Source organism: Mycoplasma ovis str. Michigan, assembly GCF_000508245.1.
Classification (GTDB): domain Bacteria; phylum Bacillota_I; class Bacilli_A; order Mycoplasmatales; family Mycoplasmoidaceae; genus Eperythrozoon_A; species Eperythrozoon_A ovis.
Genome location: NC_023062.1, coordinates 393,417 through 406,387, shown reverse-complemented (window position 1 = coordinate 406,387; position 12,971 = coordinate 393,417). Strand labels below are relative to the sequence as shown.

Here is a 12,971-nt window from a genome sequence, read left to right as displayed (position 1 = left end):
ATATTCGGCATAATCCCCCCCCAATTCATATATTCAATATTTCAAAAAATTCTTGAAAAATAGAGCTCTTTTTGCAGACATTTTGAGAAGAGAGAAAGAGAAATAAAAAGTTAAGTAAATTAATTAAGAAATCTAATAGAAGTTTCTTGTGAATTTCTTATTAAACCATTGAAAAGAATTTTCTGCATTGGGAGCAATATTCCTTTCCTCGGTTGGAATATTTATGTCTTCCTCTAAATCTATTGAATGAACTAAACCTTTTGGTTTTTACACTCAAACAAGACTATTTATTGAAGAAAATGGTTCTTTAACAGGACAACAAAACGGCAAAGTTGTTGATTTGTTAGCAGAGTTTCCATTGAAATATTTAGATAAAGAAAATTGATGAAAATATTGTCTACCCAAGGGTTCCAAACTCAATAATCTCGAAAAAACAGTATCTACTTCTAGCAACGATAATTATTGCCAACTAGATTGATATTCAAGCTCTCACAAACATAAAAATTCTGAAAGTATTTCTTACCTCTTAAGACTGATTCTTAAATTCCTTAAATTACAGAATCAGCTTAACTTAATATTTCTCTTTTATTCAGAGAAATCTACCCAACGACCACAAGTAACACACACAGGCACAAATGGTAATGGTCAAAGTTGACTTGACAAAATAAGGAGTAAATGTCAAATTTCTAGGCAATTCAATAAAGATTCTTTTTTAAAGAATATGTTCACTTCCTCAGCTCCAATATCCAAAAATTGTTTAATAACTCCTGTCAAAGTAGATGTGACTCTTTCTTTGAATGGCACAAGCCATCAAGTAACACGACAAACAAATACTTATTCCTTGGAGAAACTAAAGAAGGGAACTATAACAGGAGAAGTTCAATACAGTTTGACTGATTATTCAGGGAATTTACATAATTTTGAATTTGAAGATAAAAAACAGTCTTCAGCTTTATTTTCAGTTTTCCCCTCAGGAACTTACAAATTTAAAGTTAATGGAAATAATGGAAATTTGGATTTTGACAAACTATTTGAAAAATATCAAAGCAGAGAACTAGATTTAAGTGACTTTAATCTAAAAGCAAAAAAGTAAAAATTTTGTTAATTAACTTAAAGACCAACTAACTAACAGATTTAAGAATTATTTATTACTTTACTTTTTTGTACTAAGAGAATTTTCTTGAAAAATTCTTTGTGGTAGATTTTGAATTTTTTCAAAAACTTCCTCGATTAATTGTTTATTGGACTTAATCATGTCTTCATTTATTTTTTGAATTTTTTGAGTTTGTTCTTCAAATTTTGAAGTTAATTTTTTTTGATAATTTTCAAATTGACTTTTTGCACCAGAAACAAAAGCTTGTACTTCTTCATTTAAAGATTTATTGACTGCCTCTCCTTCATCTTTGAGTTTCTGAACTACCTGTTCACTATTTGCTTTGTAACTATTTTGGCTCTTCTCAACTTCCTTTCCAGCTTTTTCTCTTTTACTTGATTTATCATTAGTTTCCGTTGCTTTTTTCTTTATTAAAGAATTTCTTCCTTTACTACTGGTTCCCTCTTTAGTTAATCTTTCCTCTTCCTTCTTTAATGATTGTTCATAGTTGGAATTAGAATCATTAATCTTCTGCGTCGCAGAAGATAAGTTATTTTCTTTAGGAATAATGCCCCCCCCGAAAGCGATTCCATTTGCACCTATGGTTAGTCCTCCAATAGTAGCAAAAAGATATTTAGAGAAAACCACCTTATTATCCTACCAGTAATTTAATAGATACTGGAAGATAAATTCCCTTAATTTTTACATAGGATTTAAAGATTGAGAATAGGTAAATAACTCCTAGAACACCAAATACTCCTAACATTAATCCATTACTTGCAATTAATGGTAGGAGTATAGATTGACTATTAAACAATATACTTACATATTTTTCTAACACAGCCGGAACTATCAAAGATCCTGCAAGTGAAGACAAGAATAGTAAGAACAATAGGTAGAAGATTATTGGAGTACTATTTTCTTTAGCACCAAATCCTATTAGTTTCATAGTCACAAATACATTTTCTAGATCTTTAATTAACAGATAAACAATTGTTATCAAGCTGACTAGTAATAATGGGAAGATAACAAAGATTATTAGATAGGAGATGTTATCTGTTAAGTTACTTAGGTTATTGAAGATAACATCTCCTACTATACTGTGGTTCATTAGACCCTTTAGAGCTGTACCCATAGGGTTAGGATATTCACTAAAGGCTTGAGATACTCTGGAAACTAGTTTTTGCGCTTCTCCTTCAATAAAAGATTCTCTTTGAGATTTAGGTTTTCCTTCAGCTGATGATGATGATGATGATGATGATGATGAACCAGAAGATCCATTACCGTTACCTGCAGTCTTTAAGTATTCATCGTAACCTATTGAAGATTTACCTATTGTATTCTCAAGAATCTTGTAGTTATAGTGTTTGTTATAGTCCTCATCTGACATCTTCTTAATCTCTTCTTCTTTTCTTTGTTTATTAGCTTCTTTAAATGGTGCAGGATTTCTTAGTAAATTAATAAAGGCCGCATTACCAAGTTTTTGTTGTATATTTGTGTAAATTCCTGATACGGAGTAAGAAGAAAGAGAAATACTTAGCTGTTCAGGATATCTTCCTTCTCTTTTAGGTGCAAAGATTCCGTTGAAACCTTTATCCGGGTTTAGTCCCAAGATAGTATTTAGATCTTTTTGGGACATAAAGTAAGACTCTTTGTAGTAGGAATCAAATATTCCTACTACTTTTAGAGTATGTTCCTTAATTTTTGAATTTGTTCAAGTTTTTCTATCGTCAGATAATTGGCAATATTCTCCATTTCCGTTTGAGGCAGTCTGAGTTTGTTGTTCTCCATTCGGAACAGGCTTTAATTTGCAGGTAAATCTTGTGTAGTGGTTTTCAGGCTTGAATGTGATAGTATCTCCGACTCGTAGACCATATTTTTTAGCGGCAAATTGGTTAATTACAATTGGATATTCACTTGTAGTTTCAGAATTTACCTTAGTATCATTGCTGTAAAGCTTAGAATTAATTAGTTGGTCTCCACTTCAAAGCTTGTAGAAAGCACCTCTAGCATCTTGCTTTAGACCCACTATTCTAGTGTCTGGGGATAATTCTTCGTGTTTTTTTTTCAGCATTCCCTTTGACCAAGTATAAGTTTGGTCACCATCAGGAGTTTTTGTTGGGTCGAAGCCACCATTCTTCATACTGGATGAATAGTAAGCAGGTTCCTGACTACCACTACTGCTTACTGTTGTTACTAGATGAGTGCCATTTTCGCTTTTAGAGTGAATAATGTTACCGAAGGTATACTTGATTGGCAAAGTGTATTCTGGACCTGACCCTCTTCCATTCTTCATTACTTCTTCTCTTTGTTTAGCAAATTCCTCAACAACTGTAAAGATTAGGTATAAAAATTCAGGATTGTAGATAACCAAAAGATCTTTATCAACATCTGAAGCATCATTAAAGAAGATTATTTTTTGAACATCTAGATAGTAGATGCCATCTTCGAATGCATCTTTTACTTCTTTTGAACAGTTGTATTTTCCTTCAGACTTTGTTAAGTTTTTGTTTGGAATGTGACATTGATATTGAGTGTCTCAACCAAAATATCCAGAACCCCCATATCTCACATTAGTCAATTGATCTTCTCTACCTATATCAGTTCCTTTGAAATATCAACTTCTCTTTCCTTTGTATTTTTCTCCTTGTTTAGAAAGTATTTGGCTAGCACCTGTCGCCACCGAACTTACACTTACAGTACTACTACTTGAACTACCATTGCTCGAAGAACTTCCAACTTCATGCTTATTCATGAATTTAGAAACAAATAACGGACCATATCTGCTTCTAACTAAATCTTGGATGAATAAGTTGTAATTGTTTTCATCCATTTTTTGAATTAATGGTTGAATTTTTTCTAATTCTTTAGATTGTTGATCTCAAATGTTGTATTTTTGATATCCAGAATCTGAGGTAAATTCAACATCTAGGTCTATCAAGATTCTCATTAAAGTTTTGTTTTTAAAGAAGTTCAAAGAGGATTCAACAAAACTTTGATCTCTAGAGGAAATAATTCAATAGTTTGGATATTCTTCCAAAAGTTCTTTCATACTCCTTTGCTTACCTCTGTAAACTTGTTTGTTTCTTACATAATATGGGTTATCTGTAAAAACATTCTTTCCTCCTCCTCCTCCTCCTCCATTTGGTTCCTTAACTTTTCACTTTCCATTGTTTTGGCCATTTTCATAAATCAGACAGAACAAGTTCTTAAAATGCGCAGCCCTCGCCTTTCTTTCTTCGTCGTATCTACATGTTCCTTTTTCTTCGTACCCATTTAATTTGTTCCCCTTATATTGACTTCAAACTTCTCCCAAAAGATCAGTTTCGCTGTGATTGTATATGTAGTATTTGTGATCTCCATTAGTTGCTTTAGAAACATCTTCCGCACCATTACTTATCTTTTTCCCTATATCTTGGTAGGTTGCAAGTTTGTATTCCCCAGATTGTTCAGTGGGGGTTTCAAAATCCATTTCAAATTCATGAGTTTTAAGTATTTTTTCTGCTTTACTTACTTTGGCAAATTGACCATGATTATGTAAGAAAAAGTTAAGGAATATAAATCCTATAATGGAAGTCATAGAAAGAATGCCTGATTGACCTAAAGTATTAAAGACAAGAACAGACTTGAATTTCCACATAGAAGAGAACTTATAGATAATTCGATAAATAAGTAGAGTTAACTTATTTATCTTCATTGAGGATGTAGTCTTTAATAAGTCACTTGTATTGTCTTTAAGTGTGTATCTAGAGTAGAAATATGAGATTGGAATCATGAAGGCTAATACTTTCAAAATGAAGTAAAGAGCATTAGATGCTCCTAATGGATTCATTTGAACTGTTAAGTACCAGAAAGCAGAAACAATAGAGTAGAAAGTTGATTGCATAGCCCAAGACAATAGGAAACCTAATGTTGTGGCTAAAGCCAAAGGTACAAAGGTAAATAGACAGATATTAAGTAGTACATCTACCTTAATCATTCCATTGGCCACAAAGTTACCAAATAGATATAGGTTACTCTTCAGATATTTCTTGATAAGAATAAATAGAAGTAGTAGAACTACTACATATACTGCAGAGGAAAGAATATAAGAAACCTCTCATACTCTAGATTGGAAGGTAGGAATATAGGCACTTCTAATACTATATAGTTGCTCATTACCCGCGTCTTCTCCTAATAGTGTTAAGTGGTAATAGTCTTTGTAGTTTTTCATCTTGTCATCAATGAATTTTTTGAGCTTGTCTCTGTAAGCACTTATTTCTTTAGGACCCTTAGATAGAACATTTTCTGGCAATCCAATGGTTATGTATTGTTCTTGATATTTAATAGTTCCCCTTTCTTTTAGATCATTGAATCCATAGTTATCTACATATATCAAGGCTTCTTTATTCTTATCCGGTTGAATAGTTATTCAAGATTGAACAGGATAAAGAAAGTCGGGAGTTTGACCAATCCCGACAATAATCATTTGTTTTTCTCCTACATTAACTAAGTGTTTTTTGTTTTCGCCATTTAGCGTGAATCCTCCATAATATTTTTCTCATGTTTCTTGACTTAGTCACAGGTTATTAACTAACTTTCTAAAGTTTTTGTATTGTTCATCTGAGATAGGTTCTAGACCATGTATTCTTGCATATTCTGGAGAAACTACTGTGAAACTAGCAGTAGGTTGATCTATATAACCAATAGTTTTGAAGTTATTAATAGGGATTTTTAGTTGCGGTAGTAGTTGTTTCCCTAATATGTAGTGTTCATATGGAGATGTGAAGTTAAAGATTATTCTTGATCCATTAGAACTTCACGTTCTATTGAAGATCTCTTCAAGTCAAAGTTGTAGTTTGTTGTACATAATTGGTTCATATTCCTTAGCTTTAATTGCAGGAATATTTCAAGTATCTCTTCAAGGATATTGAAGATAGTCAATTCACCAATGAAGAGTATCTCTGATTCCTACGTATTCTTTGTGATTGATGACTTCCGCTGCTTCTTTTTTGATATCACTGTCCGAGAACTTTGCTCTAGAAATCATTCTGAGCATAGGGATCATTGAAGGAGCATAGAAAGGTTCATCAAAGTTTTTGATGAACTCTTTTAGTAGGTTTTCTTGATTCTCTCTTGCTCTGAAAAGAGGGTTTCCCTTAATGATTTTTATTGGATTAACAATGCCTCTTTCAGCTTCATCTTCATAGGCAATTACTTTGAAAGAGTGTCCATCGAAGGTACTATCTTTTCCTTCGCTAGAAACTTGTGTTAGTCCAATATTAGATATTTGGACAGATCTATGGACATTGAATTTCAATTGATCTTTTTCATTAGGTGATCTTTTTCTTCTTAATAATTGATTGTCTTGGTGATATCTGTACTTGTCATAAAGTTTTGCAATTTCTGCTCCATTACTATTTCTACGAATTGTTCTTTTAGCGGCTTCATCTAATCAAGGATTATGTTCAAGAGGTTCCCAAAGTTCTTCTTGAGTTTCTTGAACTTCCTGAGTAACTTGAGTAACTTCAGAAGTTAATTCAGCAACTGGTTGTATTAAATGTTTTTGAAAATCCTTTCTAAATTCTGAAAGGATTTTTCTAACGTCAAGGTGTTGGGAATTTAAAAGCATATTTTCCATTTCTATCTTCATCTTGCTTTTTCGTCTTTCTTGATGTTTTCTTAGATATTCTGATTCAGTCATTCTCTTTGCTTCATCGCCCGCCAATAGTTCTATTTTTGTAACTTTTTGATTTTGTTGTTTTCAACCCCCAAATATCCCCTCCGGAGCTTTCGTTTCAGTGATATTTGTTTTTCCATGAAATTTAATGGAACTGTTATTATCAAATCCAAATTCATTTTTTTTACTATTACTTGTAATTGTTTTTGCTCCACACCACTTTTCTTTTTTGTGTGGTTGTCAACAATTCTCACTACCTGACTTCTCTCTTTTGTCGCCGTTCTCTTTTAAAAACGGAGTTAAGGTTTTCTTTATAGATTCTTCCTTCTGTTCTTTTGCATCTCCTTGACTTCCCTTAACAAAAGTAATTAATCCTTCTCCATCTCTAGCTTTGGATGTATTATTAAACCAAAGATATATATAGTCATGCATTAGTTTTCCCAAAAATTCATTGTCAATGGGAGCTTCTTCTGTGTATTCAGCGCATTCTCTTTTGTAAGTTTTGTTTTCCCTAGGAACTAAAGCTTGTGCACCTTTAATTTGTGCGTCTCAAACTCCTTTAAATCTAATTTTTGGCCTAACCCAAAAATTGGTATAAATAGATCTAAGTCCAGTCATAGGTATACAATAGTCACTTCCATAATCAGCTTTAGTTTCTGCGACTCTCGCAGCTCTTTCCTTTGCAAGAGTATGATCAAATTTGGTAAATCAACCTAAAGGAGTTATTATTCTTACTTCTTTAGGGCCATCATCTTTTACTTCTGCATCTGTAACTGTAACTTCTACAGGAACAGTGAAGCTAGCCCCACCCATATAGGGTTCAGACTTTCCTGTTTTTATGAATAAGTTATTTTTAGGTAAAGAAGAATAAGGTGAAAGCGAAGAATCTATAATTCCCTTAATATTGTCTGTAGAAATCTGAACAAAAGCAGAACAACCCGCAAAGAATGTGATTGCAGAAGTCGAAAAAAGATTAGTTCGTAGGTGATTAGTTACTGTTTTTGAGAGTAGAAACATTCCAGTAACTTAAATCCAGAAATTTAAGTTTGCTACCCCTTTTTCTTAAAGGGGTAAATTCTAGCTACATCTGTTGACTAAGTTTTAAAAACTTTTAAGCCCTTAAAATCACATTAGCTATAGCTATTTATCCAGCCCGAACCAAGCTAGGCTAGAAATAGAGCAACTTTAAGGGTAGTTTATTGAGCTGTAGCCCTAAATTATTTATCTCTTTTCCGCTCCTCCGCCAATACATCCCATACAGAAACTAGCAAATAGTCTAGTTAAGAAAACAGCCATTTGCATTAATTGAGCTAATGCTTCAAATACAAAAAACAATTCTCATCTTTTAATAGCTACCATATCTTTTGGATCAATATATCTAATCACTGTTTTCATTCTGTAAACAGACAAAATTGGAGAAATAAATATTATTGTTCCAAATAGAAGAGTCATTAAAGCGTTATACAAATGGTAACCACCATTACTCATTGATAATGCCACAATGAAACCAACCAAAGCTAGTACAAAATATGTAACATAACAAGCTCTTAAGAATCTAGATAATTTGAAAACGCTTGACATCTTTCTCATCCCCAAACCAATCAAAACTGGGATTGCATAGGCTACTAAAGAAGAACCAAATATTACTATTCCCAACATAAGACTTGAACTCATTCAAGTGGAACTGCCTTTTCCGAGCAAAGAAATTAATTTCAAACCTTGAAATAGAACGCAGAAAACAATTCCATAAGTACAAATCAAACAAAAGTAAGCTCTTTTTACAAATTTAGGAGTAACTTCTAATGGATTATTGTGATACCTAGGTAGGTAATAAAACATCAATGCTAATCCAGTAAATAAAGCTAATGCTCCTCCTACACCAACAAAATAACCATTACCGGCAATACCACTTAACCAGCTTGATTCAGCTAGGGCAGTTAGACTAGATACTAATAGTCCAAAAGCTCCAAAATAAAAAGCAGAATGGGAAAATACCCTCTTTAAAAAACTAAATTCAAAAACACTTAGGTCTTCCCTAAGTTGTTCTTTAAATAAACCTAAATTAAACGATATTCTCAATTTAGTCGGCGATCACTTAACTATTTTTTAAATAGTTAAGTATTTATTATCTTTTACTGGTACTTACTATTAAGATTCTATAAACTAAATTAAAAAAATTCAGCCCTAAGAAAAATTTATAGTGGAGCAGCCAAAGGGAATCAAACCCTCATCCTTTGCTTGGAAGGCAAATATTTTATCACTAAACTATGGCTGCGAATACTTTTAATTTTAGCCTCTTCTTTTAGATCCCAGCCAAATTTCAAAAAATAAATAGTGGTGCTGGGAGAGAGACTCGAACTCTCACGCAAGTTCATTGCACGGGGTCTTAAATCCCGGGCGTCTGCCAATTTCGCCACCCCAGCAGATTCTCGCCCATAATATTCTAACTTAATTAATTAGGGGCGAAGAACAACAGAAAATTAATTTGGTGACTCACCTGGGACTCGAACCCAGGACCCTTTGGTTAAGAGCCAAATGCTCTGGCCGGCTGAGCTAGTGAGTCTTCTTTCTCCTTTAACTATAAATAAATTATTTTTACTTAGGAGTTAATAAGGAGTAATTAGTGGTGATTCACCTGGGATTCGAACCCAGGACCCTTTGGTTAAAAGCCAAATGCTCTTCCGCTGAGCTAGTGAATCTTTTGGCTGGGCTGGAAGGATTCGAACCGTCGCATCATGGAGTCAAAGTCCATTGCCTTACCGCTTGGCTACAGCCCAACAAATGGTGGGCAAGGAGGGATTCGAACCCCCGTAACCTAAAAAGGTATCTGATCTACAGTCAGATGCGTTTAACCACTTCGCTACCTACCCCTCCTTCCTGACTTTAAAAGTCAGAAAAACTCAAATTTATTTTAGGTTCTAATGTTAATGATTTATAGAGGGTTTTAGATGTACTTAAATAACTATTTCAGAGTTTTTCTATGAACATCTGAAAAATTTATTTAGTGCGCAAAGATTTATTATCTCCAAATACTACAAATAGAAAAATAAATCTATGACTTTTAAAACTCTTTCATTATTTGAGAGAGTTTTAATTCAGCTTTATTTACATTTCTTAGTAGTTCATTAGAGTCCAGTTTACCTATAGCCCTAAAAGTATTTAAGAATCCAGTTTTTCAAGAAAAGTATGTTTCAAATCTAAAAAACACTATTGTTTTATAAGATTTGATGGCTAAATCTTTTAATTTCTTGATGGAATTTGAAAAACAAATTATTGGACAATCAAATTCTTTAAAAAACTTAGAACTTGGCATTTTAGATAAAGGATCTAAAGAAGACAACCAAAATCATCAATTAGGTTTAGTCCTAGAAATAATACAGAATTTAAAAAATTGTCTTTTTTGATAAATCTTTTGATAATAATTAGTTATCAAAAAGGCAAGAGAAAGTAAAGGTCAACTTAATCTCTTGCTGTATACAAATATAAAAACATCTTTTCTATTTAATAGGTTGTAACTTTCTAAAACCTCTTTTTTGAAAGTTAGTTGAGTAAATGTTCAGTAGATTTTTTTAAAGAAAAAATATCTAGAGGAATAACTTTTATTCCCCTTATAACCAAATCTATTTTTTCAAGAATATATCGAAAATCCTAGAAATAATAAGAATATAAAGGGGAGAAAGATTATCGATAACGGAAATAAAGTTCTATTTTGAGTGGTACTTTCCATTTTCTGTAGAGATGAATACTTTATCTCCTTCTTTACAGAAAAGAGGAACTAAAGTTTCATGACCAGAAGCAAACTTTGCCTTTTGAACTTCACCATTAACTGGAGTTAAATCAACTATAGTTAATTGAACCTTTTCTGGTAATACAAAATCAATTAAGTTAGTTTGAAATCAAACTAACTGTAATGTAATACCCTCTTCCAAAAAATTACTAGCTCATCGGTATTCCTCTATAGATAACACATATTCCTCATAAGTTTGCATATCGCAGAACTTAAGTAAATCTTTATCTCTGTGAGTAAAGACAACTTCTTGTTTATTTAAGTTGGCCTTTTCTAGTCTCATGTTGGACATTTCTTCAATAAAAATAGCTTTGGTATAAAGGTTCTTAAGCTTGCACTTAACTATTCCTCCCCTCATAGCTGTTTTATTGAAAGAATGATCCAAGACTAAATGAGGTTCACCTTTATAGAGAATAGTTTGACCAGATCTTAATTCTCTCGCTTCTAACATAGTAGACATAACACTCTAACTTTAATTTAAGCCAATAATTGGCTTGAAGAGATTTATTTTCTTTTTTCTTGAAATATTCTGGTAGGAAGTTCTTGGATTGATTGAGCGACTCTTTTAATTAACTCTTGATTTGATGCTTTAAGGTCTTCCAAAGTTTTTGTTATTTTTGATTCTTGTTCTTTGAATTCTTTTGATACTTTTTCTGAGTATTCATTTCACTTCTTTTGTGCATCGTCATTAAATTGTTTAATTTCTTCTTGTAGTTTTTTACTTAATTCACCATTTTTAGATTCGATTTCCTGTTTGTGTTTCTGTCCTGTCGTTTCCAAAGAAGATTTTTGTTCCTTTACCCCTTCTGTCGCTTTATCTCTTTCTTGTCTCTTAGAATTGACATCACTGTTTTTACTTGTTATTGTTTGATTTTTCTTAGTACTTTCAGTAGCTTCTCTCTTAAGTCTTTTTCCTTCTTTGTCCAATTGTTGGTCTTGACTTTCACTCTTAGAACTAAGTTGTTCTAAAGAGTTTTTTAAGTTAGAACTAGAATCCAAGTTAACTGCCCCCCCCGAAAAAACTCAACCATTAACTCCGGCAGTTAAGCCGGAGACTAAAGCAAAAAGATATTTGGAGAAAAGCAAGAGGTTCTAAATATATTTTCTTACTATTGACTTTTAAAAAAAGACCCTAGTAAATATAAATTAGATTAAGAGAAAGTCTTAATCAATAAGAAAATTAAAGTTTTTTACAAGGGGCTATAGCTCAACGGGCAGAGCACACCTCTTATAAGGGTGCGGTTATGGGTTCGAACCCCATTAGTCCCACCATTATAAATAGTTAAAGTCATTTGACTTTAATTTGAGACTTAATTATTATTGGGGCTGGTCCAGCAGGAGCAACAGCAGCTATTTATGCCGCAAGAGCTTGCTTAAAAGTATTAATACTAGAAAAGTCGATTGTAGGAGGAAAGCTAAACAAAACACTATTTATAGATAACTATCCTGGTTATTTAGATAGAAATGGCATTCAATTAGCAGAGAATGTTTATTCTCAGATAAAAGAATTAAACATTAAGACTTCTATAGAAGAAGTAATAGAGTTAATTCAAAATAACAATATTTGAGAGGTAAAAACTAGTAGAGGAAATTTATTTAAGAGCATTTCTGTCTTAATCACTACAGGACTTAGAGAAAAAAAACTAGAAATAGAGAATGAATTAGAGTACTACAGTAAAGGAGTTTCTTATTGTGCTATTTGTGAGGGAAATCTTTATTCAGAAGAAGAAGTTGTAGTTGTTGGGGGAGGAAATAGTGCACTAGAAGAATCTATTTATTTAAGTGCAATAGTTTCCAAACTTAAATTAGTTCACAGAAGAAGAGAATTTAGGGGAGATGAAATTCTCTTAAGAGATTTAAAAGAAAAAGAGAATGTTTCTATACATACCCCGTACAGACCAGTTCGTGTATTAGTGGAGGGAGATAAGGTTAGTGGTTTGGAAGTTGAGCATGTTGAAACTGGAGAGAAAATACAACTATCAGCCAAAGCTGTATTTATATTTATTGGTTTACTTCCTGAGGTTGATTTTCTCTCTAAATTGGATCTAAAGAGAAATAAATTTGGATTTATTTATGTAGATGAACATATGCAAACCAATTTAAAGGGATTATTTGCCGCAGGCGATGTAATTGATAAGGAGTTAAGGCAAATAGTTACTGCTATGAATGATGGTGCAATAGCAGCAATCTCAATCAAAAATTATTTAAAAGAAATTAAAAAGGAGTAGCACTTTATTTTTTAAGTAAAAGAACCTCTCTTGTAGTAAAAACTAAAGCTTGAGCTTTTTGTTCTACTCATGAACCTAAAGGACATTGTGTTTTGAAATCTTTAGTTAGTCTGATACATTGTTTTTCTAATTGTCAAACTATGAATCTTTAAATCCCCCTACTGCTAAAAATTAGTAATTAAATTAATTTTGTTGTGGAAATAA

8 protein-coding genes and 7 tRNA genes are annotated in these 12,971 nt (G+C 32.4%); 3 read left to right on the top strand and 12 right to left on the bottom strand.

From position 1 onward, the window contains the following. Nucleotides 1-148 precede the first annotated feature (148 nt). Complete coding sequence (locus tag MR07_RS02215) at nt 149-1,093, top strand: hypothetical protein (RefSeq protein ID WP_024071263.1); 945 nt, start codon at nt 149-151, stop codon at nt 1,091-1,093. A gap of 60 nt (nt 1,094-1,153) precedes the next feature. Here the strand turns inward: MR07_RS02215 and MR07_RS02210 are convergent, their stop codons facing one another. The 12 genes from MR07_RS02210 to MR07_RS02155 form a co-directional block, all read right to left on the bottom strand. Then, nucleotides 1,154-1,741 carry a hypothetical protein gene (locus MR07_RS02210; RefSeq protein ID WP_024071262.1) on the bottom strand — a complete coding sequence of 196 codons (588 nt, stop codon included), beginning with the start codon at nt 1,739-1,741 and terminating at the stop codon, nt 1,154-1,156. A gap of 4 nt (nt 1,742-1,745) precedes the next feature. Next, nucleotides 1,746-7,769, bottom strand: coding sequence for an ABC transporter permease (locus MR07_RS02205; RefSeq protein WP_024071261.1), 6,024 nt, complete (start codon nt 7,767-7,769; stop codon nt 1,746-1,748). Between the two features lie 204 nt (nt 7,770-7,973). After that, a complete protein-coding gene (locus MR07_RS02200) occupies nt 7,974-8,831 on the bottom strand; it encodes a hypothetical protein (protein WP_024071260.1) in 858 nt (285 codons plus the stop codon). Between the two features lie 122 nt (nt 8,832-8,953). Beyond that, nucleotides 8,954-9,027 (bottom strand) — tRNA-Gly (locus MR07_RS02195). Between the two features lie 60 nt (nt 9,028-9,087). After that, nucleotides 9,088-9,175, bottom strand: a tRNA-Leu gene (locus MR07_RS02190). Between the two features lie 63 nt (nt 9,176-9,238). Next, a tRNA-Lys gene (locus MR07_RS02185) sits at nt 9,239-9,315 on the bottom strand. Between the two features lie 61 nt (nt 9,316-9,376). Further along, a tRNA-Lys gene (locus MR07_RS02180) sits at nt 9,377-9,451 on the bottom strand. A 3-nt stretch (nt 9,452-9,454) separates the two neighbouring features. Further along, nucleotides 9,455-9,529 (bottom strand) — tRNA-Gln (locus tag MR07_RS02175). A gap of 5 nt (nt 9,530-9,534) precedes the next feature. After that, nucleotides 9,535-9,622 (bottom strand) — tRNA-Tyr (locus tag MR07_RS02170). 191 nt (nt 9,623-9,813) lie between these two features. Beyond that, nucleotides 9,814-10,479, bottom strand: coding sequence for a hypothetical protein (locus MR07_RS02165; protein ID WP_024071259.1), 666 nt, complete (start codon nt 10,477-10,479; stop codon nt 9,814-9,816). Continuing rightward, a complete protein-coding gene (locus MR07_RS02160) occupies nt 10,457-10,999 on the bottom strand; it encodes a translation elongation factor P (RefSeq protein WP_024071258.1) in 543 nt (180 codons plus the stop codon). Before MR07_RS02160 ends, MR07_RS02165 begins: the two co-directional genes overlap by 23 nt. A gap of 44 nt (nt 11,000-11,043) precedes the next feature. Further along, nucleotides 11,044-11,625: a hypothetical protein gene (locus MR07_RS02155; RefSeq protein ID WP_024071257.1), complete on the bottom strand. Its 582-nt coding sequence runs from the start codon at nt 11,623-11,625 to the stop codon at nt 11,044-11,046. A gap of 110 nt (nt 11,626-11,735) precedes the next feature. On the opposite strand from MR07_RS02155, the gene MR07_RS02150 reads away from it, so the two are divergent. Together MR07_RS02150 and MR07_RS02145 are read left to right on the top strand one after the other, a co-directional pair. Then, nucleotides 11,736-11,811 (top strand) — tRNA-Ile (locus tag MR07_RS02150). A 20-nt stretch (nt 11,812-11,831) separates the two neighbouring features. Then, nucleotides 11,832-12,767 carry an NAD(P)/FAD-dependent oxidoreductase gene (locus tag MR07_RS02145; RefSeq protein WP_024071256.1) on the top strand — a complete coding sequence of 312 codons (936 nt, stop codon included), beginning with the start codon at nt 11,832-11,834 and terminating at the stop codon, nt 12,765-12,767. Nucleotides 12,768-12,971 lie beyond the last annotated feature (204 nt).